19 protein-coding genes are annotated in these 24,821 nt (G+C 46.3%); 12 read left to right on the top strand and 7 right to left on the bottom strand.

Annotated features, from left to right (window positions below; genetic code table 11):
- Position 1: 1 nt before the first annotated feature.
- The 12 genes from C7475_RS21145 to C7475_RS21200 all read left to right on the top strand — a co-directional run bounded on the left by C7475_RS21145 (position 2) and on the right by C7475_RS21200 (position 12,285).
- Positions 2-1,231, top strand: coding sequence for a glycosyltransferase family 4 protein (locus C7475_RS21145; protein ID WP_110055376.1), 1,230 nt, complete (start codon positions 2-4; stop codon positions 1,229-1,231).
- 115 nt (positions 1,232-1,346) lie between these two features.
- Positions 1,347-2,750: a hypothetical protein gene (locus C7475_RS21150; RefSeq protein ID WP_233259916.1), complete on the top strand. Its 1,404-nt coding sequence runs from the start codon at positions 1,347-1,349 to the stop codon at positions 2,748-2,750.
- Between the two features lie 109 nt (positions 2,751-2,859).
- Positions 2,860-3,879, top strand: a complete 1,020-nt coding sequence (locus C7475_RS21155) for an acyltransferase family protein (RefSeq protein ID WP_158286570.1) — start codon at positions 2,860-2,862, stop codon at positions 3,877-3,879.
- Positions 3,880-3,900: 21 nt separating this feature from the next.
- Positions 3,901-5,031 (top strand): glycosyltransferase family 1 protein, encoded by a 1,131-nt coding sequence (locus tag C7475_RS21160; protein ID WP_110055378.1) that lies wholly within the window; start codon positions 3,901-3,903, stop codon positions 5,029-5,031.
- Between the two features lie 11 nt (positions 5,032-5,042).
- Positions 5,043-5,705: a hypothetical protein gene (locus C7475_RS21165; protein ID WP_110055379.1), complete on the top strand. Its 663-nt coding sequence runs from the start codon at positions 5,043-5,045 to the stop codon at positions 5,703-5,705.
- A gap of 46 nt (positions 5,706-5,751) precedes the next feature.
- A complete protein-coding gene (locus tag C7475_RS21170; RefSeq protein WP_110055380.1) occupies positions 5,752-6,879 on the top strand; it encodes an XrtY-associated glycosyltransferase XYAG1 in 1,128 nt (375 codons plus the stop codon).
- Positions 6,880-6,884: 5 nt separating this feature from the next.
- The gene (locus C7475_RS21175) at positions 6,885-7,751 is read left to right on the top strand and encodes a glycosyltransferase family 2 protein (RefSeq protein WP_110055381.1); all 867 of its coding nucleotides are present in this window, start codon (positions 6,885-6,887) and stop codon (positions 7,749-7,751) included.
- The gene (locus C7475_RS21180) at positions 7,748-8,209 is read left to right on the top strand and encodes a VanZ family protein (RefSeq protein ID WP_110055382.1); all 462 of its coding nucleotides are present in this window, start codon (positions 7,748-7,750) and stop codon (positions 8,207-8,209) included. Before C7475_RS21175 ends, C7475_RS21180 begins: the two co-directional genes overlap by 4 nt.
- A gap of 5 nt (positions 8,210-8,214) precedes the next feature.
- The gene (locus C7475_RS21185) at positions 8,215-8,781 is read left to right on the top strand and encodes a WcaF family extracellular polysaccharide biosynthesis acetyltransferase (protein WP_110055383.1); all 567 of its coding nucleotides are present in this window, start codon (positions 8,215-8,217) and stop codon (positions 8,779-8,781) included.
- A gap of 27 nt (positions 8,782-8,808) precedes the next feature.
- Positions 8,809-10,056, top strand: coding sequence for a WcaI family glycosyltransferase (locus C7475_RS21190; protein ID WP_110055384.1), 1,248 nt, complete (start codon positions 8,809-8,811; stop codon positions 10,054-10,056).
- 21 nt (positions 10,057-10,077) lie between these two features.
- The gene (locus tag C7475_RS21195) at positions 10,078-11,463 is read left to right on the top strand and encodes an undecaprenyl-phosphate glucose phosphotransferase (protein WP_110055385.1); all 1,386 of its coding nucleotides are present in this window, start codon (positions 10,078-10,080) and stop codon (positions 11,461-11,463) included.
- 135 nt (positions 11,464-11,598) lie between these two features.
- The gene (locus tag C7475_RS21200; RefSeq protein ID WP_110055386.1) at positions 11,599-12,285 is read left to right on the top strand and encodes a hypothetical protein; all 687 of its coding nucleotides are present in this window, start codon (positions 11,599-11,601) and stop codon (positions 12,283-12,285) included.
- Positions 12,286-12,391: 106 nt separating this feature from the next.
- On the opposite strand, the gene C7475_RS21205 is transcribed toward C7475_RS21200, so the two are convergent.
- The 7 genes from C7475_RS21205 to nirB all read right to left on the bottom strand — a co-directional run bounded on the left by C7475_RS21205 (position 12,392) and on the right by nirB (position 24,750).
- The gene (locus C7475_RS21205; protein ID WP_110055387.1) at positions 12,392-13,879 is read right to left on the bottom strand and encodes a malate:quinone oxidoreductase; all 1,488 of its coding nucleotides are present in this window, start codon (positions 13,877-13,879) and stop codon (positions 12,392-12,394) included.
- Between the two features lie 158 nt (positions 13,880-14,037).
- Positions 14,038-15,519, bottom strand: a complete 1,482-nt coding sequence (locus C7475_RS21210; RefSeq protein WP_110055388.1) for a rubredoxin — start codon at positions 15,517-15,519, stop codon at positions 14,038-14,040.
- Between the two features lie 2 nt (positions 15,520-15,521).
- On the bottom strand, positions 15,522-19,079 hold the full coding sequence (locus C7475_RS21215) for a nitrate reductase (RefSeq protein WP_110055389.1): 3,558 nt from the start codon (positions 19,077-19,079) through the stop codon (positions 15,522-15,524).
- A gap of 2 nt (positions 19,080-19,081) precedes the next feature.
- Positions 19,082-20,329: an MFS transporter gene (locus tag C7475_RS21220; RefSeq protein ID WP_233259917.1), complete on the bottom strand. Its 1,248-nt coding sequence runs from the start codon at positions 20,327-20,329 to the stop codon at positions 19,082-19,084.
- Positions 20,330-20,415: 86 nt separating this feature from the next.
- Positions 20,416-21,768 (bottom strand): alginate export family protein, encoded by a 1,353-nt coding sequence (locus C7475_RS21225; RefSeq protein ID WP_233259918.1) that lies wholly within the window; start codon positions 21,766-21,768, stop codon positions 20,416-20,418.
- A gap of 52 nt (positions 21,769-21,820) precedes the next feature.
- Positions 21,821-22,201: a nitrite reductase small subunit NirD gene (gene nirD / locus C7475_RS21230; protein ID WP_110055391.1), complete on the bottom strand. Its 381-nt coding sequence runs from the start codon at positions 22,199-22,201 to the stop codon at positions 21,821-21,823.
- Between the two features lie 44 nt (positions 22,202-22,245).
- Positions 22,246-24,750, bottom strand: a complete 2,505-nt coding sequence (gene nirB / locus C7475_RS21235; RefSeq protein ID WP_110055392.1) for a nitrite reductase large subunit NirB — start codon at positions 24,748-24,750, stop codon at positions 22,246-22,248.
- Positions 24,751-24,821 lie beyond the last annotated feature (71 nt).

Raw genomic sequence — 24,821 nt, forward strand, 5'->3', positions numbered from 1 at the left:
GATGGTCATCATATCTCATCCTACAGGCAATGCAAATGTCAGGGCTGCAGTAGCAGGGCTGGCAGATGCCGATATCCTGTCCGAGTTTCATACAGCGATCGCTTCCTTTCCGGGAAGTACGCTGGACCGCCTCGGCGGATTAGGGCCTTTGTCTGAGATCAGGCGTCGTGCTTTTGAAGCGCGATTGCAGCCTTTTACCAGAACCTGGCCCTGGTATGAACTGGGACGTCTGGTGGCAGCTAAAGCTGGATTGAAAAACCTGATCAGGCATGAGAAAGGTATGTTCTCTGTAGACGCTGTGTATCATAACATGGACAGACGTCTCACGAACCGCCTGGAGAAAGTAGCACGTCAGATAAATGCAGTATATGCTTATGAAGACGGTGCTATGTTCACTTTCCGCGAAGCATCCCGCCTGGGGCTGAAATGCCTGTACGACCTGCCGATAGGTTACTGGCGTACATCAAGACACTTACTGGGGCTTGAAAGAGAGCGCTGGCCGGAGTGGAAGAACACACTGGTGGGATTGACGGCTTCACAGGCGAAACTGGACAGAAAGGATGAAGAGCTGAAACTGGCGAACCGCATCTTTGTGGCCAGCAGTTTTACGGCAAAGACATTGAACGATTATCCCGGTAAACTGGCCCCGGTGGATGTGATACCTTATGGTTTCCCCGCTGTTACCAGCAACAGGGAATATGAAAAGATAACAGGACGTCCGCTGAGATTATTATTCGTAGGCGGACTGTCTCAGCGTAAAGGCATTGCAGATCTTTTTGCTGCGGTAGAGCGGTTAGGTAATGCAGTAACGCTGACAGTAGTAGGAAAAAAAGTAACAGCGGAGTGCCCTGCGTTGGATGCCGCACTGGCTAAGCACCGCTGGATACCCAGCATGCCGCATGCAGAGATCCTCAAAACAATGAGAGCGCACGATGTACTGTTGTTCCCGTCATTGTTTGAAGGGTTCGGACTGGTGATCACAGAAGCAATGTCGCAAGGTACGCCGGTGATCACGACAGACCGTACGGCAGGCCCTGACCTTATAACGAATGGAAAGAACGGCTGGCTGACAGAAGCCGGGTCGACGGACGCTTTATACAATGCAATAGCAGCATTGCTGAACCAGCCGGATAACATACCGGCAGCTGGATTGGCAGCAATGGAAAAGGCCCGTAGCAGACCATGGCAGGTTTATGGACAGGAATTGGCGACAGCGATCAGAAACGCATAATTTGTGTTGTTGATGATGCGCTTAAACGCCATACTCGTTTATGTTGATAGATATATGTGTTTTATTTACCGGTGACAGTAATCATGTTCACCTGTTATAAATGTTTCAGGAAATTATGAATCAATATCCCAGGAGTAATCATCCGTCGGCAGAACGTATCGCTGAAGCAGCAGCGTTACGTTATCAGCAGCTTACCGCATTCAACTCACAGAAGTTGATGCTACGGCTGAAACAGGGAGTATGGGCATACTTCCTGTTGTTGCTGTTAGAAGGAGCATTGCGTCGCTGGGTATTACCGCAATTGGCTACGCCGCTGCTGATCGTACGTGATCCTGTGGCATTGTGGCTGATCATTGTTTGTTTACAACGAAAGATACTTATTCCCGCATATTCACTCACGCTAATGACGATCATCGGAGTGTTGGGATTTGTTTTCGCACTCACATTAGGGCATGGTAATCCGTTTGTAGCGTTATATGGCGCGCGCATCCTGCTGATACACTTTCCGATGATGTTTGTAATAAGGAGCATCTTTACGCGGAAAGATGTAGTGCAGATGGGGAAGGCCACTGTGATGATCGCGATACCCATGTTAGTGCTGATCGCATTACAGTTTTATAGTCCGCAAACTGCCTGGGTGAACAAAGGTGTAGGTGATAGTGAAACCGGTGCAGGGTTTAGTGGTGCGATGGGTTTCTTCCGTCCTCCGGCAACTTTTTCCTTTACGAACGGTACTACATTATTCTTTGGTTTTGCAGCACCATTCATTTTTTATTTCTGGCTGGGCGCCGAAAAGATCAACCGTTGGATATTGATCGCTGCTACAGGAGCACTGATGATGTCCATACCGCTTTCTATCAGCCGTGCATTGCTTTTTCAGATCATTATTACGCTGGTATTCTGTCTCTATGCAGGTTCCAGCAATCCTAAATTAGCGGGTAGGATGTTCGGGGCGGTGATCGGCCTGGTACTACTGGTAGCCGTTCTCAGTCAGACAAGTGTGGTCGGCCCCGCCATTGATGCGTTTACAGCCCGTTTCGAAAGTGCCAATGAAAATGAAGGAGGATTGGAGGGAGTGTTGCTTGACCGTTACCTGGGAGGTATGGCGAGCGCCTTATCGTCATCGTCCAATATGCCATTGTGGGGATTTGGAATAGGCATGGGCACGAACGTAGGTGCAGTGCTGATGACAGGAGGAATTTCTTTCCAGATAACGGAAGGAGAGTGGGGCCGTGCAGTAGGGGAACTTGGCCCTGTTCTGGGGTTAGGACTGGTGTTTATCCGTATAGGACTGGCTATCAGTCTGGCGTTCGACTCGTTTAGGAAGCTACGTACAGGCGATGTACTTCCCTGGCTGATGCTAAGTAATGGATTAATGCTTGTAGCACAAGGGGGATGGTCACAGCCTACTTCACTCGGATTTGCAACCCTGGTAGGCGGCCTTATGATGGCGTCACTCCGTGATGATGAAGAGGAAGAAGAAGAGGTGTCTGAGGAATATGCCATGCAGATCAGATAGCATTAGTCATATCAGCATATAAACCATAACAAAACCGGGTACCTGATGAAACACCATGCCAACCCCGGGAGTAGCAGGCGGCTAACCTGCTTCTATGATACCTTGCAACATGAGTAATACATTGAATACCTCGTCCAGGATAGGATGGATCGATACATTAAAGGGTATCGGTATTTTGACAGTAGTAGCAGGACATATATTTCCTGAAACCGCTGTGAGATACCTGTTCCTCTTTCATATGCCATTATTCATTTTCATAGGTGGTTTTTTGTTTAAGCCTTCTGCCGACTGGAAAGAATACCTGACAAAAAAGGCATTTCACTTACTTGTACCTTATGTAGCTTTCCTTTGTCTGGTCTACGTGCCATACGAGATGCGGGAGATCTTTACAGGGAAGGAAACTATTGCAAAAGGTATTGTAAGGCCTTTTCTGGGAGGCCGTTACCTGATAGGATGGGCAGCTGTGTTCTGGTATGTAACCTGTTTCTTCCTCGTACAACAGGTCATGAATTTCCTGGTGAACAAAGTGAGTAAAAAGATCATTGGTTTGTTGATGCTCGTAAGCCTGGTGATCAGTTATGCGATTAACAAATTCTTACCTTCTTTTGGATTACCCTGGAACGCGGATGTTGTATTTGCGGCATTACCGATCTTCTACCTCGGCTATCTGTACAAAGGTGTGCAGGGCGATCCCGGTAAGTACAAGTGGATGATTTTTGTGCTGCTGGCAGTGGTGGTCACGTTCACTTATTACTATCCCGCCAATACATATGGTATGAAGAATGGCGAATATGGTATCCCTTTTGTTACGTTGGCGTCCAGCCTCGTGATTATTTTAAGCCTGATAGAGTTAGTAAAAATCATATCAAAATATCCGCTGGTCAGCAAACCATTCAATGAATTCGGCATAGCATCTATGGTCGTTATGTACCTGCATCAGCCGATACAGTTCATAGCACTGGAGCATTTGCATATCGTAAATCCCTTTGCGCGGTTCTTCATAGCGTTGGTCCTGTCAATGGGAGGGTACTACCTGTTGAATAGTTTCGCAATAGGGCGTGCACTTTTTATGGGCTCTCTGCCTGATTTTAAAAAAGTGTTCAGGCGGGAAAAGCTGGCAACAGTATAGTAGAAAATATCAGACAATATTATGCGAATTGTTTTAATAGGAAATTATAAGAAGGACAGGCAGGAAAGTATGGAGCGTTTTTGCCGCATGCTGGAAAGTGGTTTACAGAAGGAGGGACATACCACAGAGATCTGGAAACCGACCGTTTTCTTCGGATCTTTCTTCAGCGCTACTTCTGGCGGGATCGGCAAGTGGTTCGGGTATCTGGACAAGTGGGTATTATTTCCTTTAGTACTTCGTTTTAAAAATGCTTTTAAGGCAAAAGATACACAGTATCATATCTGTGATCACTCCAATGCCTTTTATCTTAAACACCTGCCCAGGCAACGTACTATCATCACCTGTCATGATGTTTTAGCGATCAGAGGTGCAAGAGGACATGCAGATGCTTATTGCCCTGCTTCTTCTTTTGGCAAGGTGATGCAGGAGTGGATACTTTCTAACCTGATCAGTGCAAAGAAGATCGCCTGTGTATCTCATCTTACTCTGAACCAATTGAAAGAGCTGGCTAGAGGAAAAGGAAAGGATGAATCTAACTGGAAGGTTATTCACAATGGCTTTAACGGAGATTTTTATCCGGTGGCAAAGGCAGAGGGTGATACATTATTGAAAGATACAGGTCTGAGCTCCAACGAGCCTTATATATTGCATATCGGTTCCAAATTACAGCGCAAGAACAGGAAGATGTTGCTGGACATGGTGCATGCGCTGGGCGATAAATATAAAGGGAAGATCTGTTATGCCGGTAATGAAATTGAAGAATCATTACATGCACATGCGGTGACGCTGGGATTGCAGGACAGAGTGGTATCAGTAAAGAAACCACCACATGCTACACTACGGGCGTTATATAGCAACTGTTACGCTTTTATTTTCCCGTCTTTCTCGGAGGGATTCGGCTGGCCGGTGATCGAAGCGCAGGCCTGTGGTGCAGCTGTTGTTGCCAGCAATATCGAGCCGATGCCTGAAGTGAGCGGAGGAGCCGGATTACACGCTGATCCGCATCAGCCGGAGGCATTCGCAGCCGAGTTCCTGAAGTTATCTGACAAAACAAACAAAGACGCAATAATTAACCAGGGTTTAGTCAATGTAAAACGTTTCTCTCCTGATATCATGATTAAGGCGTATTTATCCATGTATTCAAAGAACTAATATATCAGCAGATGATCCTTAAACTGATTACTGTATGTCTACCCTGGCGTTTGAAGCGCCTGGCATTGCAAAGCTGGTTTAAATATAAAATTCATCCCACAGCACGTATCGGACTGGCGTGGGTATTCCCCGGTAAGCTGGTCATGGAAAAGAACAGTCGTATTGACCACTTTACCGTTGCTGTGAACCTTGACCTCATGCAGATGAGTGAACATGCTAAAATAGGCAGGAGCAACTGGGTAACAGGATTTGCTACCAATACGAATTCCAAACACTTCCGTCATCAACCTGAACGCAAAGCTGAACTGATCATGGGAGAATGGGCGGCTATCACCAAGAATCATCATATAGACTGTACAAATGCTATCACGATAGGAAAGTTCACCACGATTGCCGGGTATCAGTCGCAATTGCTTACACACTCCATCAATGTGTACGAGAATCGCCAGGACAGCGCACCTATTGTGATCGGTGAATACACTTTTGTAGGTACGAACGTAGTGCTGCTCGGCGGCGCAGTACTGCCTAGCTACTCCGTACTCGGTGCAAAGTCTTTACTGAATAAACCGTTCTATGAAGAATGGAAATTATATGCCGGCGTTCCTGCCAAAACAGTGAGTGATATTGACAAGGACGCAAAATACTTTAACAGGGTAGATGGATTCGTCTATTAGTAAGTATTGTAACACAAACAGACAAATTGTTAAAAGAAAGTAACAGATGAACATCCTTCATGTAATCCCATCTTATAAACCTGCTTACGTGTATGGCGGTCCTATCTATTCAAGTTCTGCACTGTGCGAGCAATTGGTGGCGGAAGGACATAAGGTGACGGTAGTAACTACAACAGCCAACGGTAAAGAAGAGTTGAACGTACCGCATGGTGTTGTACAACAGGTGGATGGAGTGGATACACTCTACTTTAAGCGTTTAACAAAAGACCATACGCATTTTTCCCCCGGATTGATCAGCTATCTATACAGGAACATCAAAAAGTATGATGCCGTACATATCCACTCCTGGTGGAATCTTGTAAGCATCTTTACCCTGTTGGTATGTTATGTAAGAAGAGTGCGTCCAGTAGTTTCTCCCAGGGGAATGCTGAGTGACTATATCATGGAAACCAATCACAATTTCCAGAAGAAGATCATTCAGAAAGTGGTTGGTGACCCGCTATTATCTAAAGTAAAATTTCACGCTACTTCTCTTGCAGAAGTACACGAGATAAAGAAGATCTATCCTGCTTCCGATGTGGCAGAGATCTTCAACTTTGTAACTGTACCGGGTGGACAGATAACGCCCAAAACTGTGCAGCAAAAGATCAGGTTTGTTTTTCTGAGCCGCATCGATCCTAAGAAAGGATTGGAGTTGTTGTTCAAGGGACTGAGTATGGTTACATTCCCGTACGAACTGACCATCGCCGGTCCGCATAAAGACGATTATCTGGAGCAGTTGAAAGCACTGACGCGTGAATATCGGATTGACGCGCATATTAACTGGGTAGGTCCTGTATACGGTGACGCCAAGTTTAAATTGCTGCGCGATCATGATGTAATGGTGCTGACCTCTTACAATGAAAATTTTGCCAACATCGTCATAGAGTCTCTTGCTATGGGCACGCCTGTGCTGATCAGCAACATGGTGGGTTTAAGCACTTACATCAGTGATAATAAACTGGGTTGGATCTCCGGTATTGACCCTGAGAATATCAAGGTTGTGCTGGAACAAACCTATGCAGAAAGAGACAGGTTACCAGCTATGTCAGCAGCAGCTCCGGCATTGATGCAGCGTGACTTCGACAGAAGCCGTCTTGTGAATAAGTATATCGAATTATATAAGTCAAAATAAATCAGGTGTCTAATTCCTTAACAGTTATCATCCTCAGTTATAATGAGGAAAAACATATTACCCGTTGTATTCAGAACCTGAAACGTATAACGGATAATATCATCATTGTTGACAGTATGTCTACCGACCGTACTGTTGAAATTGCGACTGCGTTGGGCGCCAGGGTTGTGCAGAGAGCATGGCCAGGCAACCACTCTGACCAGTTCAACTGGGCGCTGGACAATTGCAACATTACTACGACATGGACCATGCGCATGGACAGTGATGAGTATCTGTTGGATGAACTGATAACTGAGATCAATACTAAACTGCCTCTGGCAAAGCCGGAAACAGGCGGTTTTATTATCAAGCGCCGTGTGATCTTCATGGAGAAATGGATGAAACGCGGCGGCTTCTATCCACACCGTCTGCTACGCATATGGCGTACAGGCACCGGCAGACTGGAAGAGCGTGCCATGGATGAACATGTGGTGCTGGACAAAGGAGAAACGGAGACTTTCGATTATGACATGGTAGATCATAATCTGAATGATCTCACCTGGTGGACGGCTAAACAGAATAACTATGCCTCACGTGAAGTGAAGGATCTGCTGGATATAGAAAAGGGTACAACATCTTCAAATAATGTGGAAGTATCGTTAAGCGGGGAGCAGTCTTCCCGTAAACGATGGATCAAGGAAAAAGTATATAGCAAGATCCCCTTGTTTGTACGTCCTTTCATTTACTTCCTTTACCGGTACTTTATCAGGCTGGGTTTCCTGGACGGCGGCGCAGGACTTGTATGGCATTTCCTGCAGGGCTTCTGGTACCGTTTCCTGGTAGATGCCAAGATGTATGAATTAAAGCGAAATAACAGGTTAAGACAAGGATGATATTGAGAGTAAAGAAACGCGATGTGATAGTTTTACTGGTCGTGTATTTAGCAGCATTACTGTACATCGTTTTTTGGGAGCCGACAAGGACCGCAGGCGAGCACTATGGCGAGCCGAGATGGATGCCACTGAAGAGTACTTATGATTTCATCGCTGAAGGAACCAGGTCTATCAGATACTGGCTGCTCTTTTTGCTGAACCTTCTGGGAAACATCGTGCTGTTTATGCCTTTGGGCTTTCTTACAGATGCATTGTCAGGAACACCTGCCAACAAATTTAGAGTAATAATCGCCGCATTCTTTTTCAGTCTTTCTATAGAGCTGCTGCAAATGATCTTCAGGATCGGTGTGTATGATGCCGATGACATCCTGCTGAACACACTGGGAGCTTATGTAGGACTATGTGTATACCGTTTGCTGGTAAAAAAGGATGTAGTATTTGTTTATAATAATTCCTGATAGTAATGGATAACTTTTATCTGTCACAGGTCCGTTTAAAAGACTTCGATGCCTCTGAAGGTCTGGACCGCGGCGCTGGTAAATTAAAGGAGGCTTGCTGGTATATCGTAAAGATGTTCTTCTTCCTGACGGCCTTTCCTGTGCCTTCAGGCATTAAGGCAGGACTGTTACGTTTGTTCGGAGCTAAAGTGGGAAATGGCGTAGTGATCAAACCACGGGTGAACATTCATTTCCCCTGGAAACTCGAAATAGGTAATGATGTGTGGCTGGGAGAAGAAGCTTATCTGCTCAATTTCGAGTCGTTGGTGATCGGTAACAATGTATGTGTATCACAGCGTGCATTTCTCTGTGGTGGTAATCACAATTACAGGCACCCTTCAATGCCTTACCGTAATGGGGCTATTACACTGATGGATGGTTGCTGGGTTGGGGCCTGTGTATTCATCGGACCAGGTGTTACCATCGGAACAGATACAGTCATCACGGCAGGTTCTGTAGTGACGGCGTCGGTATCAGAAAACGGAATATTCAAAGGCAATCCACTGGCCTTCGTATCGGAAAGATGGAGATAGTAAAAAAACAGAAATCTATATAGCGGTATGTCCAAGCGAATACTACTGATTGGAGGTAATTTTTCACCGGAACCAACCGGGATAGGCAAGTATAATGGTGAAATGATCAAATGGCTGGCAGCCGGAGGATACGATTGTACCGTCATCACCAGTTACCCTTACTATCCGGAGTGGAAGGTGCAGCCCCCATACGACAAGAACAAGAATTGGTATAAGAAAGAAGTGATAGAGAACAACGGACAGGGAGGTAAGATAACAGTGTATCGCTGCCCGCAATACGTACCGGCAAAACCATCCGGTAAGACACGTATCATGCTGGACTTTTCTTTTGCGGTATCGGCTTTTTTTAAGGTACTGCAATTGCTGCCCCGTAAGAAATTTGATGTGGTGATAGCGGTGGTGCCACCGTTCCACCTGGGATTACTCGCCGTATTGTATAAGAAGTTCAGAGGCGCCAAATTCCTCTATCACATACAGGATATGCAGATAGAAGCGGCCCGTGATCTGAAGATGATCTCCTCTCCGAAACTTATTAAAGCACTGTTCGGATTGGAGCGCTACATCTTTAAACATGCAGATATGGTAAGCAGTATTTCAGATGGTATGATGCGCAAGATCCAGGAGAAAGCAGGTAAGGAAATTTTCTTCTTTCCAAACTGGGTAGACGTTTCTTTATTCCATCCTATTGAAGACCGCATTACACTGAAGACAGAGTACGGCTTTAATGTCAATGACAAGATCGTATTGTATTCCGGTGCAATAGGAGAGAAGCAGGGACTGGAAGCAATTTTGAATACTGCCGAAACACTGAAAAGTGATAAGCAACTGAAATTCCTGATCTGCGGTTCTGGCCCTTATAAGGAAAAACTAAAAGCAGAGGCGGAGTCGAAAGGCCTTGACAATGTTATATTCTTTCCGCTGCAGCCTTTTGAAAAGTTCAATCATTTCCTCAATATGGCCGATGTACACCTGGTGATACAAAAAGGCAACGCAAGTGACCTGGTAATGCCATCCAAGCTTACCACTATCCTGGCGGTAGGAGGTTTGGCACTTATCACAGCCAATAGCGGTACAAGTCTGCACGACCTGGTAAGCAAACATAATATGGGCGTACTGGTTAATGCGGAAGATCAGCAAGCACTTACCGATGGCATTATCAGAGCCATGCAGGACAATGCCTCAGAAATAGCAAGGAACGGACGTGTGTATGCCGAAACACATCTGTCTGTAGGAAAAATAATGTCACGCTTTGAAGAAGCTGTAGTAGTTAGTTAACATCATTGAACCTCACTTTATATGTTGGACCGTTATCTTAAAATATGTAGCATTCAGATCCTCGTGCTGGATTTTGTTTGCCTCAATGCCTTCTTCTTTTTTGCGCTTTACTGGCTGCAGCAGTATGGAGTGCCGGTGAGTGTAAACAGGGACACGTTCCTGATGGCATCCAATACAGCATGGGTCGTTGCCTTATATACGACAGGTATTTATTTTATGAGCCAGCAGATGTCTGTAGAACGGATCGTCAAAAAGTTGCTGCAGAGTATCATGTTGTACCTGCTGCTGATGCTGGTTTTCGTATTCCTGAATAAAGAAGCCTTCAACAGGATCTTTATCATCACCTACATGACTATGTTCATCATAGTGGTGTTGTTGGACAGGTTGTTCTTTTATATGCTGACGAATTATATCATTCACCGTAAGGAAATAGAACGAAAGGTGGTGATCGTTGGATATAATGATTTGTCAAAACAACTGGTAGACAACCTGATGGGCCGTAAGAGCAACCTACGTTTTGAGGGTTATTTCGAGGAATACAGCAACGTGCATGAGCTTTCTAATTACCCGGTAATAGGTACGCTGAAAGATTGCATCCCGTATGCGCAGTCAAACAATATCAGAGAAATATACTCAACATTATCACCTGAACAGTTCCCGTATTTATATACGCTGGCGCATGAGGCAGAACGTCATTTTATCCGTTTTCGATTTGTGCCTGACTTCAGGATGTTCGTGAACCGCCAGATATATGTAGATTACCTGGATAATATTCCTATTATATCATTGAGGGCAGAGCCATTGGATGATATCGCCAACAGGTTGAGGAAACGTATGTTTGATGTATTATTCAGTGGCGCTGTAATGCTCTTTATACTGAGCTGGCTCATCCCATTGCTGGCGCTGCTGGTGAAACTGGAATCAAGGGGACCGGTATTCTTCGTGCAACATCGTACCGGACGTAACAATCAGACGTTCCGTTGCCTGAAGTTCAGAAGCATCTACGTGAACCAGGATGCGAATTCGAAACAGGCTACAAGGAATGACCGCCGCTTTACAAGGATAGGGCGTATATTGCGTAAGACGAACCTGGATGAGATGCCACAGTTCCTTAATGTGTTCCTGGGCGATATGTCTATCGTTGGTCCACGTCCGCACATGCTGAAACACACAGAGGAATATTCTGCGATCATCCAGAAATATATGATCCGTCACTTCCTGAAACCTGGTATTACAGGTTGGGCACAGGTGAATGGTTACCGTGGAGAGATCACAGATGAATTACATCTGCGTAAACGTATCGAGCATGACATCTGGTACATGGAAAACTGGTCAGTGTATCTCGATCTGCGTATCATATTTTTAACCGTGTTTAATACTATCAAAGGCGATAAGAACGCATTTTAACATTTTCTCTATCATATTTTACTCGTATTAGTAAGAATGTTAATGGAAAAGAAAGCGCCTTAAGTGTTATTTTTACACTCCGGTAGTCAGACGTACACCGGAGCCAATTTCAGGGATGCCTGTAAACAGCGTTACATGAAAAGTTCTGTGTCAGCACAAAATTTCCTTGATGACAGCCGGCTAATAGAAGAGATCTTTCATGAATTGAAATCTATTGTAGCAAGCATACTTTCAAGTGTTGAACTAATCGTACTGTACGACGGGAAAGCAATGGGGAACAAGATCACCCGTCAGGCAGAATCAATCAGATCGCAGGTAATAGAACTTGATTTTCAACTGCAGAATATCCGGATCATACAGCATATGCTGGGTAAGACCTTTGAACTAAAGAGGAAGACCACCAACTTACTTTTTTTTCTGGGACAACTGGTACGTGAAGAGCCATACAACAATCTGCTATCTCCCGCCGTTGAATTACAGAACAGTAAAATACCTGTGGAAGCGAATATCGACGAATCCGTGATGCGGCAGTTGATCCTGAATCTTTTTTTCTGGATGAACAGGCATTCAACAACCCATCAGATACCGAAGATAGTATTCAGGTTTGAGCCAGGATATTTTGAAATAAAGGGATCTTTTTACGCGAATTATATCTTTTCGTCTCCTTTTAAGTCATCCGAGAAAGGAGATAGCGAAATATTTCACCAGCCGGTATGTCATATGATGTCGTATTTCGCCGCCTTACACGACGGCACTTTTGAAATACAGGCAGAACCGGAGAAGAATGTGGAAGTGCTGGTGAAAATACCCTGTAAGGCGTAAGCCTTACAGTCTGAAACACGTCTCTTAGAAACAATAAGATAAGGTTAAAACAAAAGGGGATATTTCCATATCCCCTATTTTTTTTTATTACCAGTATGTAATTCGCTTATTTCTTTAGTTCCAGTACAGCATTTGCCCAGCTTCTCACATGTTCCAGCAGGGTAGGGCTTTCCGCCAGCTTCTGCCCGTAGGATGGGATCATCTGTTTCAGCTTATTTTGCCATTGAGGCGTAGCCAGTTTGTTGGGGAAACAGCGTTGCAGTAATTCCAGCATAATGGATACCGCAGTGGAAGCACCCGGAGAAGCACCCAACAGCGCTGCAATAGAGCCGTCTGCCGCACTCACTACTTCAGTACCGAATTCCAGGATACCAACATGTTCAGGGTGTTTCTTGATCACCTGTACACGCTGTCCTGCTACTTCCAGTTCCCAGTCTTCCATTTTTGCTTCCGGCAGGAATGCCTGTAAGGCTTCCATTCTTTCTTCCGGCGACTGACGTACCTGATCGATCAGGTATTTGGTGAGCGGAAGGTTATCCAGGCCGGCAGCCAGCATCGGACGAATGTTATTGAATTTGATGGACCTCGGCAGATCAAGCCAGGAACCATTTTTCAGGAACTTTGTAGAGAAACCTGCATAAGGTCCGAACAGTAAGGCCTTTTTACCATCTATCACACGTGTATCCAGGTGAGGTACAGACATTGGAGGTGCACCTACAGAAGCCTTGCCATAAACTTTAGCCGCATGTTTTTCAACGATAGCCGGGTTTTTACAGATCAGCCACTGGCCGCTTACAGGGAAGCCGCCGAAGCCTTTACCTTCAGGAATGTCTGATTTTTCCAGCAACGGCAGAGAGCCGCCACCAGCGCCTATAAATACAAATCTTGTATGCAGCGTTCTTTTCTTACCTGTTTCCAGGTTCTTCACTTTCAGATACCATCTGCCATCTTCTTCCTGCTCCAGGTCACGTACCTCGTGTTTCAGATGTACCTGTACACCATTCTGTTGTTTCAGATAGCTGATGAGTGCACGGGTGAGGGCGCCGAAGTTGATATCCGTACCGGATTCCATACGCGTAGCCGCTACTTTCTCAGCAGCATCACGGCCTTCCATCACCAATGGTATCCATTGTTTCAGGACGGCAGGATCGTCTGAGTACTCCATGCCCTTGAATAAATTATTGCTTTCCAGCATCTGCTGGCGTTTCTTCAGATATTGAACATTGTTTTCACCCCATACAAAGCTCATGTGAGGAACGCTCTGTATAAATGTCTCCGGGGATTTAATACAACCCTGCTGTACAAGGAAAGACCAGAATTGCTTGGACACTTCGAATGACTCCGCAATCTTGATAGCTTTATTGATCTCAATATTGCCATTTTCTTTCTCAGGAGTATAGTTCAGTTCGCAGAAAGCAGAGTGTCCTGTACCTGCGTTATTCCATGCATCCGAACTTTCTCCTGCTATGATATCCAGCCTTTCGAATATCTCAATGGTCAGTTCCGGTTGTAATTCTTTCAATAGTACGCCTAGCGTTGCACTCATTATGCCTGCACCGATTAAAACGATGTCAGGCGCCGATTTAGGAGACATATTAATTTATTTACGCGATTTGCGCTGCAAAAATAGTACTAAAAACATTAGTTCTATAACGTTTTAGTGTTTGTATTATGGCTTTTTGTGATAAAATAAGCGCAATTTTCACTGCAAGCACCTGCTGTAGTGCATATGGGAAAAATGCAAATGTATTGTTAATCCTGTGCCCCCGCAAGCCACCCAAGAGATGTTGCGGTAATGGCTGTAAAATCGGATAACGGAGCCTCGCATAGTGAACAATGATAATGCTCCGGAAGGCTATGAAAGGGTGTTGCTGCTGCAATGCCCTGACCAGGATCTCCCACAGTGTCATCATATACGGTCAGGCAGCGGGTGCATTGATGCACTTCCTTCTCCGGCTGAGTGGTGCTTATAACAGTTTGCTGTCCAGCTACATAGTTCAGCAATGGATCTGTCAACGCACTGTTCTCATAAAACTCCCGGCAAAGAGAGGTGATATAAGGCCCCAGATGCTCTTTGGCCACTCCTGTCCGGTAAGGCAGTAAAGTGCCGGAATTCGGGTTAAAATCCTGTGTATAATGAATATCAAATCGTTGAAGCCCTTTAAGCCTGCTCTTTGTCTTACTTTCCTGTTTAGTGATCACGATAGAACCGAAACAGTTATTGCCCGGATTGATCCTGATGCTGAAACATAAACCGTAAGTCCTGACATCGGCATTATCGAAATGACGGATGATATGCCTTTTGAGGATCAATGCATCTTCGCTGTTGTCTTCCACATGCCAGTTCAACTCGTTGGCAGCATGTCTTACATTGATACCATACTTACCAAGTATATAATCCCATAGCCTTCTGTGCTCCGGTGCTATATTCCTGACGATAAGCGATTTCCAGGAGGTAGCGTACAGCTGCCCTGTCCTCGTTTCCAGGCATATCTTACAAAGGTTTTGCAGGAATGGAAGCGGAAATTCTTCATCCCTGCGGTAGATGCCCAGCCAGTAGTGATTTTCATGCCTGTTGAAGCCCTCATAGTAAGGCAGATGGAAAGGAGGCAGCTCCAGTTCCGCTGTTACCGGACGGAAAGCATATTCAAGTTTATCCTTCACAAGGGTATACAGTGCGTCATTACTGATAGACTGCTGTTGCTGCAACACTGACTCGATAAATTGGCTCAGCTGGCCGATATTGTTTGTATAGACGAGATCAGGCCACGCAAAGAGACGGCTGGACTTCGGGAAACGGATAAATAAATGCCAATAGTGGGCCTGTCCCGCTGCAATCCAGTTAATATGGCCGGAGAAAAAAGGAGTGAATGTTTGCCTGTTATCGCAGATATTCACCTTCATCGCAGGCGTATAATCGAATAATGAGAATACATCTTTATAGATACCTTCCGTCAGCCAGCTTTCATTAATGAAAATGCCGGCCGCAGGATAGGAACTGGTGATATTAGGAGCAGTACCGTAAGCATGGAACACGATCTGGTGGCGTACACACTCTTCCTCAAACTGCTGACGGTATTTACCTGGTATTTCTATCAGCAGTTGTTGCCGTAAGCCAAACCGTACCTGGGTAACCCTGGCTGCTGCCGCTATATCCAGAATAGTCAGCAGCTGTCCGGGAGAGACGATCCCTCCCGTAAAATTAATGCTCACTGTCTGTGAATGTCTGATCATGATTAAACTGCTTGCATGATAAATACTGCCTCCTCTTTAGGTGTGGATGGCAGTTGCTTTTCAAGTATGGCTTTGATCTCCGGTCTGCAACTACCGCAGCCCATACCTGCGCCTGACGCCTGGCATATACTTTCCAGGGTATCGGCTCCTTCCTTGATCTTCTCACAGATATTTCCTTCTCCCACGCCTCCACAACTACATACCAGTTTGCCGATCACCGGAGCGGCTTTCTTGCCGGAGCGTAAAAGCTCCAGGCGCTTTTCCGACAATTCGATTTTATTGGATATCAGGTCCCTGAATTCCAGGAACTCAGACTTATCGCCGATCAGAATAGCGCCTACAAGGCGGTCATTGTGGATAACACATTTCTTATAATAACGCTTTGATTTATCAATGAACACCACCTCTTCATAGGCAGGATCATCTGGTGTTTCTATCATGCCCAGCGAACAAAGATCAGTGCCATGCATTTTGAGGATGTTCATGAACAGTGATCCCTCATAATAACTTGTCAGGTCACCCGCCAGATATCGGCCAACTATTGCTGCCTGTTGTTCTGCCGCTGCAGTAATACCATATAGGGTTCCGTTGAATTCTGCTATTTCTCCGATAGCAAAAATATCCGGATCACTCGTTTGCAGGTATTCATTAACAACTACACCTCTTTTACATAACAGGTGACTGGCGCGTGCCAGTTCAATATTAGGAAGGGTGCCTATGGACATGACCACCGCCTGACAAGCTACATGCCTTCCGCTTTTCAGCTGGATGCCATCTAATTTGTTTAAGCCGGTGAACCTTTCTATTTCATCATTGTACAGGATCTCAATACCACGGTCGGTCAGCTCTTCATATAACAGCTGGCTGCCTAAAGCATCCAGCTGTCTGTCCATCAGTTTAGACGTGCGTTGTATAACGGCCACGTCTATATCCATTTCTCTTAGTGAAGCAGCTAATTCAATACCCAGCAGTCCACCGCCGACGATCATCACTTTTCCTGCTGCAGGGTCAATATGTCTGACGAATGCATCCGCATCCCGCCGGTTACGCATTGTAAAGACGCCATCCAGAGAAGGCGCATCCCTTAGGGTAGCCGCACGACTGCCCATCGCCATTATCAATACATCATATGCATGTATAAGGCCATTACTGTCTGTTACCGTTTTCTGCTCACGGTCTATCCCATTAATACTAACGCCTCTATGTAGTGTAATGTCCAGCAGGTTCTCCTCCTCGTCTGTCATTTTCACCAGCTGCGCCCATTGCTGGGTACCACTGATATAATCAGGCAACATAACACGGTTATAAAAAGGCTGGTCCTCTTTACTGAATACAGTGATAGTGTCCGTTGTATTTATTCCACGATAGGCCTTTACAAAGCCACAGGCGCCTGCACCTGCGCCAATGATAACGATCTTCTGCGCCTGCTTTTGATATAGTCTCACCTGTACCGCCGTATACTTCAGGTCGGGTTGTTTGGAGATTTTATCCACCAGTGTGTGTGTAAGATTATTGGCCCGGCTCAAGTCATTATCAAGTATCTTCCCCCAGTGCATAGGGAGGAACACAACACCTTGTTTGATGGAAGTGCTCAGTTGTGCTTTGACACGCACTACGCCATTCTCACTGAAGATCTCTACTATATCTCCTTCCTTAATTTCTCTTTCAGCCGCATCCTGCGGATGGATCTCCAACAGGGGGGTGGGAATATGTTGTTTCAGTTTGCTGACTTTCCCGGTCTTGCTCATCGTATGCCACTGATCGCGGATACGGCCGGTAGTAAGAATAAGCGGCCATTGCGGATCGGGCGGCGTTGACCGGTTGTCGTCAGGAAAGGAATGAATGATTGCTTTGGCAGATGATGTATAGAATTTATGATCTGTAAATAATCTTTGTGTACCGTTATTTGCGGTGCCAGCCGGGTAAGGCCATTGTAAAGATCTCTTTTCCTTCAGCAACTCATAGTTGACGCCACTAACATCTATATTGGTACCTGCAGTAAGCCGGCTATGTTCAGCATATATCTCTGACGGATTACTATAATCAAACCCATGATATCCCATCTTCCTCGCAAAGCGGCTGATGATCTCAGCATCAGGTAATGCTTCGCCGGGGGCTTCATTTATTTTTTGCAGATAAGTGATCCTTCTTTCTGCATTGGTCATGGTGCCCTCTTTTTCTGTCCAGGCGGCAGCAGGAAGCACAACATCTGCATAACGCAGTGTTTCGGGTTTAGAGGAAATTTCCTGTACAACCACAAACTTCGCTTTCTGTAGCGCCGCTTCAGCCATACGTGCATCAGGAAGACTTACCAGCGGATTTGTACACATGATCCAGATGGCTTTCAGCCTGCCGTCATTTAATGCTTCAAACATCTCAGTAGCTGTCAGTCCCGGTTTGTCGGAGATTGCAGTACCGCCCCAGAATTCCTGCACTTCTTTACGATGTGCAGGATTGTCCAGCACACGATGTGCGGGCAGCATATTGGACAGGCCGCCTACTTCGCGTCCTCCCATTGCATTCGGCTGTCCTGTCAGTGAGAATGGTCCGCAACCGGGTTTACCGATCTTGCCTGTAATAAGATTGAGATTGATGAGGCTCAGGTTTTTATTTACACCCACTGCACTCTGGTTAAGCCCCATTGTCCACATGGTCATAAAACCTTTGGCCTGGCCGATCATAGCAGCGGCTTCATAGATCAGGTCTTCTGAAATACCGCATACTGATGCTGCACTGCTGATGCTGCGCTCCATTACTGTATCCCGGTATTTGGCAAAGCCTTCGGTATGTTGCTGGATGAAATGATTATCTGTATGCCCTGCTTCTATCAGCAGCCGGCCAATAGCATGATGTAATACGATATCTGTACCCGGCATCAGTTGAAGATGAACATCTGCTATCGCACAACTCTGTGTTACGCGCGGATCGCTGACGATGATCTTCAGATCAGGGTTCTTTGCTTTCGCAGCCTCAATCCTGCGCCACAGTATCGGGTGACACCACGCAGGATTGGCGCCGGCTACGAATATGCAGTCTGCCTGTTCTATATCATCATAACTTCCGGGAACACTGTCTTCTCCCAGTGATAATTTGTAGGCAGCTACCGCGCTACTCATACATAGCCTGGAGTTGGTGTCTATATTATTACTTCCGATAAATCCTTTGATCAGTTTATTCACCACATAATACTCTTCCGTCAGGCATTGTCCGGAGGCATAAAATGCTACAGACTCAGGGCCGTATTGTGCTATCATTTGTTTGAATACTGCAGCAGTACGCTCCAGCGCCTGGTCCCAGGAAACGCGCTGCCGGGGCATATGCCGGTGATAGCGCATTTCCGGGTAATAAAGCCTGTCTGATGTGTCCATCACAGTATAATGCAGGTTCATGCCTTTGGAACAAAGCATGCCTTTATTTACCGGATGATCTTTGTCTCCTTCCACACTTAATTTCCCCTGCCTGTCCCTGTGCACAATAATACCACAGCCTACACCGCAATAACAGCAGGTGCTACGGTAACTGCCCGCAGGAAGTTTACTATGTTGATGATTGCCTGTCATTGTTAGTCTGCAAATGCTACTTGTCCGGCAGGTGCGGAAGCCGTTTCAGTAGCCGGTTTTTTAATGAATCTCGTCAACAGTATGATGAAAGACACTGCTATTACGATATAACCGATGTAAGTGAATGCATCGACATAAGTGATGCTATCAGACTTAAAAAGGAAACCGAACAACATGCCACCCAGGTTGCCGCCTGCACCTACAACGCCACTTACCAGTCCTACATTCTTTTCATTAATAAAAGGCACTATACCATACGTTGCTCCATTAGCCATTTTCAGGAACAGTGCAAAAGTGAGCATAGACACAATAGCGAGGGCCAGTGAGCCTGCCTGCGCGAACAAAAGCAGTCCGATACCTTCCAACAGTAATACAATGGCCAGCAGGATGCCTTTTCCTTTCATGCCTGCTTTCGCACCTACTTTATCCGATACGATGCCGCCCATTGCTCTTGCGAAGATGTTCATGAAACCAAAGATGCCAGCCCAGAAACCAGCGCTGCTCTGTGAAAGATGAAATGTATCCACGAAGTGTAAAGAAGCTACGTTGTCGAAGGTGATCTCCATACCGAAGCACATGCCGTAAGCCAGCGTCAGTGCCCATATACGCCAGTCTCCCAGGATGGTCCAGTCAGTTTTCCCCTTTACAGGACTGTTACGGTTGATCTCATCGAAATTGCCTGTAGGTGTATCCTGCGTAAACTTGTGATACATCCATGCTACCATCAGCATCATAGCACCGGGTACGATCATCGCCAGGCGCCATGCTTCCGGTTTTGTATATCCGAATCCCACTATTGCGGCAAAGATCAAAGGCATTACCATGTTGGTCACGCCGCCACCCAGGTTGCCCCATCCGCCGGTAATAGCATTTGCCGTGCCTTTTATGTTTGCCGCAAACATCATGGACGTATGGAACTGTGTTACTACGAAAGAAGCGCCTATTACGCCGATAGCAAGACGGAACAATAAGAATGTGGTATAATCATGTGCCAGTCCTACGAGGAATACCGGCAGCGAACCCACTATCAGCAGTCGCACAGCAGTTTTGCGCGGACCCCACGTATCACATAATTTACCTATGATCAACCTTGCTATAATGGTGCTGGATACTGAAGCGATAATAATATTACCTACCTGTGATTTCGTTAGTCCGAGGTCTTCCCTGATAGTCGGCATCAGGGGGGCCAGGCCAAACCATCCGAAGAAGCAAACGAAGAACATCAGCCACGTGGTATGAAATGTACGCATGTGCACCGAGTTCAGTGAAAAGAGAGGTAGTTTATTGAGAGGTTGTTGATTGTTCATGTTGAAAAAGATCTGGTTGAATAATTGTATTATTTAAAAATCATCTCCGGTCTGATAGCGACCATCACATATGCCCAGTTACTGTTGCTTTGTGCATTGGAGACGTTCTTAACGGCAGCGGAAGTCAGTGAGGTCGTATTCCAGAAGTGGCTGTAGCCTGCTTCAAAAGAGATCACCTTCGTGAGGGAATATGTGGCTACGAGGTCAGCCTCTGTACCAAATTTCCGGCTGAGTGAAACGCCGTTCTCCACTACTTCACTGGCACTGAAAAACTCATGGACATCTCCTGTCAGTTGAAACTTTGTTCCTGCCTTATATTTCGTTTTCAGGTAGTAATCCTGCAAGCCGCGGTTACCAAATCCGTTCGCCACATAGAAGTAGTCCATATAGCCCCAGAATTTGTGCGGTGTGCCATAGAGCGGATCGAATGCATGACTTTTACCTGTTGTGCTTGTGCCACCGGTCGTGTAATCAGCACCAAGACCTGCACTGAACGATTTGCAGAGCTGGTATTGGAAAGCGGCGGATAACAGCCCTGCGTTGAGTTCCTGCGCGTTAGCATTTTTGCCGAACTGATAATATCCGGCGGCGGTCAGTGTCAGTTTATCAAAAGAATTGATGAAATATAACCCTGTCGTCATGCGCGTATGTACGCCATTCTCCCAGATCTTAACACCTGTGCTATCGGGATGGAATTTGGAAAACTGGTCGGCCAGGAACAGGAAAGAGATAGTTCCTGCAGATAGTTTCCGTGAGCCATACAGATATTCCAGGCTTTTGTACATGGCGCCACCATTTGTAGTAGCTGTGTAATTTCCCGGAGGAGTTGGATTATATATAGTGCCGGCTGCATTTTCCCTGTTCTGATTAAATGCTGCGCCCAGGTGCAATGTATATGGTCCCGTTTCATATTTCAGTACTGCTGCATCATGCCTTCTGCCTTGTTGCAGCCAGTCCAGATTTCCAAGCAGGCGGCTATCGTCATAAACGATTTCCTGCCGGCCAATTTTGAGGTTCAGGCTTTTGTTCTTAACTACTGTGTCCAGCAGCATGATCTCCGCCCAGGCTTCATGTAACAGTAAGCCGTTGTAGTCTTGAGCAGTGACCCTGTTAAGAGTGGAAACATCCTGTCCCCATACTCTCACATCCTGTACTGTCAATCCCAGTTTAAAACGGTAGCCACTGAATCCGGCAAAGAGACGGCTACGCTGGGAGGTGAAGAAAGCAGGGGAGGCGCCTTTCGGCAGCGGTGCTCCCTGGCCATCCCTGAATTCCGTACGCGTTCTGAGCTGTGCGCCCAACGTGAACTGTGCATGCGCTGAAGGACGGAAAAAGAGCATACAGAGCAGGTATAAAGAACCTGCTGAGAATAAACATTTCATGCATTCTGTTGATAATGTTAGCAAAAGAGTATTCCCGCTCTCTCTGCTGATATTATGCTTCCTGCATGATCCCTATATACACCTTTTCGTTTTCAACCCTGACAGGGTAGGTGGTGAGGGAACATTCCTGATCGTCAGACAGGCAACGGCCGTCTTCGAGAGAGAATGTTTTTTTATGGAAGGGACAAGCCACCTTGGGCTCGCCATTATGAGTGCCTGTCATACCACGACTGAGGGCCATCTGCTGACGGTGCGGGCACATGTTCTGTGTAGCGTACCAGGCGTCGCGTCTGGCAAAACGGAACAGCGCAATTTGTACATCATCATATTTTACGCATACTCCTCCGTTTGGCGGAACGTCTATCACATTACAGGCGAAGAACCATACAATGTTTGTGGTCGTGTTTGTGCTCGTGCTGATGATGGCTGACATAAGTTATCTGTTTATTGATGAATGTCTTTTAATGAACTGATTTTCTATTTCCATTCTGCGGCTTTTTTCTGTTCCCGCAGCGTATCGAATTTTACTGTCGGATCTTTAGTGCCTGGCGCATTTACGAAGTGACTGAAGCGTTTACGCAATTCAGGACTGTCCACTACTTCCTTCCATTCGCATTTATATTTATCAACGAGCGATTGCATTTCTGCTTCCAGTTCGGCAGCAATGCCCAGGCTGTCATTTATAACTACGTTACGCAGGTAAGTGATGCCTCCGTCCAGCTTATTCAACCAGGTAGCGGTACGGGTTAGCGGATCGGCTGTTTTGATATAGAACATCAGGAAACGGTCTATATAGCGGATGCAGGTTTCACTGTCCAGATCTGCCGCCAACAGGATGGCATGCTGTGGTTTTGAACCGCCATTACCGCCTACATACAGGTTCCAGCCTTTCTCTGTTGCAATGATGCCGAAGTCTTTAGATTGTGCTTCTGCGCATTCGCGGATACATCCGGATACTGCAGATTTGATCTTATGTGGAGCACGCAGGCCGCGATAACGTTCTTCTATCTGTATAGCAAAGCTTACACTGTCGTGCAGCCCGAAGCGGCACCAGGTAGAACCTACACAGCTTTTAACGGTACGCAAAGCTTTTCCGTAAGCATGACCGCTTTCAAATCCTGCATCGATCAGCTCTTCCCAGATGTTCGGCAGGTCGTCCAGGTGTGCGCCAAAAAGGTCTATACGCTGTCCGCCGGTGATCTTGGTATACAGGTTATATTTTAAGGCCACCTGCGCGATGACCAGGAGTTTGGCAGGAGTGATCTCACCACCCGGGATGCGGGGAACGACAGAATAGGTACCACCTTTCTGGATATTGGCAAGGAAGCGGTCATTGGAATCCTGCACAACATCATTGCCTTTATCCAGGATCATGTCATTCCAGAGGCTGGCCATGATAGAGGCTATCACCGGTTTACATATTTCGCAACCGTCGCCATGACCATAATGATCAAGCGCATCGTCGAAAGAACGGACGTTCTTGATACGGATCAGGTCATACAGTTCCTGGCGGGAATAGGCAAAGTGCTCGCAGATCACATTACGGATGTACTTGCCCTGTGCCTTCATGGTGCCGGTGATCAGGTCTTTCACCATTGGTGTGCAACCACCACAGCAGGTGCCCGCCTTGGTACATTTTTTAATGGCGTCCAGTGTTTCATTGCCTGCTTCAACGGCCGCGCAGATGCTACCCTTGCTTACACTTTCGCAGCTACAAATGATGGCATCATCCGGTAATCCAAGTACACCGGGACCGGCTTCCTGGCTTCCCCCTCGGGCGCCTAAAAGCACATCTTCAGGGTTAGGAGGGAGGATGACTTTATTTTTAGCTGTCTGTAATAATATATTATAAGCGTCCGCATCGCCGATCAGGATACCACCTAACAGGTGTTTACCATCATTGGTGATGCTGATGCGTTTATACACGCCTTTCATTGTGTCTTCAAATACGATACTGCGGCTGGTATCTGCCGGAGCAAAAGGATCGCCGAAGCTGGCTACGTCCACACCGATCAGTTTCAGCTTGGTGCTCATGTCGAAACCGGTAAATGCTTTCTCCTGTGCCTCACCGGCAATATGAGAAGCGACCACTTCCGCCATTTCATAACCGGGTGCTACCAGGCCGTAGATCATACCATTATATAAGGCACATTCACCGATAGCAAATATTTCAGGATCAGTGGTCTGCAGTTTTTCGTTGACTACAATACCGCCCCGGTGACCGGTTTCCAGGCCGCTCAGTTTTGCCAGTTCATCCCGTGGTTTGATCCCGGCTGAGATCACCAGCATGTCCGCTTCGAGGATGGACTCATCTGCAAACTGTAATCCGGTCATAGTATCCCCACCGATCACTTCACTGGTGTTTTTATTGGTATGTATCTGTAAACCAAGTTGTCTGAGCTGCTGCTCCAGTATGCGGGAACCGCTTTCATCGATCTGACGGGGCATCAGTCTTGGGGCGAACTCTATGACATGTGTATCTGAAATACCGAGGTCCAGCAGTGCCTTTGCTGCTTCCAGCCCTAACAGGCCTCCGCCGATCACTACGCCTCTTTTTGCTTTTGGGGCGTAGTCACGCATCAGCTCCAGATCTTCTATAGTACGGTAAATGAATACGCCTTTTTTGTCCACACCTGGAATAGGTGGCACAAAAGCAGAAGAGCCTGTAGCAATTACGAGGTAATCGTACGCTTCTGTAATACCTTTATATGAATGGACGGTTTTGGTGTTACGGTCAATCTGCTGAACAGGATCGCCCAGGTGGAGGGTAATATCGTTGGCGGCATACCAGTCGGCCGGGGCCATGAGAAGGTCGTCTGCTGTTTTGCCGGCAAAAAACTCACTTAAGTGAACACGGTCGTAGGCGGGGCGGGGCTCCTCTCCGAAAACCACGATTTCTGCAGCCCGGCTTGGCAATTTGGCGATTATTTTCTCGCAAAACTTGTAGCTAACCATGCCATTTCCTATAATTACAATTTTCATCGGCAAAGAATTGAGTTGATAAATTTAGAACGGCCTTTATATGTTGAATTAATTAATATGATGTCTATTTT

It is taken from the genome of Chitinophaga sp. S165 (genome assembly GCF_003182155.1).
Lineage (GTDB): Bacteria > Bacteroidota > Bacteroidia > Chitinophagales > Chitinophagaceae > Chitinophaga.

Excerpts from the sequence above, each read along its gene's own strand:
- C7475_RS21155 (WP_158286570.1), top strand. The coding sequence starts at position 2,860 with ATGAGTAATACATTGAATACCTCGTCCAGGATAGGATGGATCGATACA.
- C7475_RS21225 (WP_233259918.1), bottom strand. The coding sequence starts at position 21,768 with ATGAAATGTTTATTCTCAGCAGGTTCTTTATACCTGCTCTGTATGCTC.
- C7475_RS21190 (WP_110055384.1), top strand. The coding sequence starts at position 8,809 with ATGTCCAAGCGAATACTACTGATTGGAGGTAATTTTTCACCGGAACCA.
- C7475_RS21170 (WP_110055380.1), top strand. The coding sequence starts at position 5,752 with ATGAACATCCTTCATGTAATCCCATCTTATAAACCTGCTTACGTGTAT.
- C7475_RS21150 (WP_233259916.1), top strand. The coding sequence starts at position 1,347 with ATGAATCAATATCCCAGGAGTAATCATCCGTCGGCAGAACGTATCGCT.
- C7475_RS21165 (WP_110055379.1), top strand. The coding sequence starts at position 5,043 with ATGATCCTTAAACTGATTACTGTATGTCTACCCTGGCGTTTGAAGCGC.
- C7475_RS21220 (WP_233259917.1), bottom strand. The coding sequence starts at position 20,329 with ATGCGTACATTTCATACCACGTGGCTGATGTTCTTCGTTTGCTTCTTC.
- C7475_RS21205 (WP_110055387.1), bottom strand. The coding sequence starts at position 13,879 with ATGTCTCCTAAATCGGCGCCTGACATCGTTTTAATCGGTGCAGGCATA.
- C7475_RS21160 (WP_110055378.1), top strand. The coding sequence starts at position 3,901 with ATGCGAATTGTTTTAATAGGAAATTATAAGAAGGACAGGCAGGAAAGT.
- nirB (WP_110055392.1), bottom strand. The coding sequence starts at position 24,750 with ATGAAAATTGTAATTATAGGAAATGGCATGGTTAGCTACAAGTTTTGC.
- nirD (WP_110055391.1), bottom strand. The coding sequence starts at position 22,201 with ATGTCAGCCATCATCAGCACGAGCACAAACACGACCACAAACATTGTA.
- C7475_RS21215 (WP_110055389.1), bottom strand. The coding sequence starts at position 19,079 with ATGACAGGCAATCATCAACATAGTAAACTTCCTGCGGGCAGTTACCGT.
- C7475_RS21210 (WP_110055388.1), bottom strand. The coding sequence starts at position 15,519 with ATGATCAGACATTCACAGACAGTGAGCATTAATTTTACGGGAGGGATC.
- C7475_RS21185 (WP_110055383.1), top strand. The coding sequence starts at position 8,215 with ATGGATAACTTTTATCTGTCACAGGTCCGTTTAAAAGACTTCGATGCC.
- C7475_RS21200 (WP_110055386.1), top strand. The coding sequence starts at position 11,599 with ATGAAAAGTTCTGTGTCAGCACAAAATTTCCTTGATGACAGCCGGCTA.
- C7475_RS21180 (WP_110055382.1), top strand. The coding sequence starts at position 7,748 with ATGATATTGAGAGTAAAGAAACGCGATGTGATAGTTTTACTGGTCGTG.
- C7475_RS21195 (WP_110055385.1), top strand. The coding sequence starts at position 10,078 with ATGTTGGACCGTTATCTTAAAATATGTAGCATTCAGATCCTCGTGCTG.
- C7475_RS21145 (WP_110055376.1), top strand. The coding sequence starts at position 2 with ATGGTCATCATATCTCATCCTACAGGCAATGCAAATGTCAGGGCTGCA.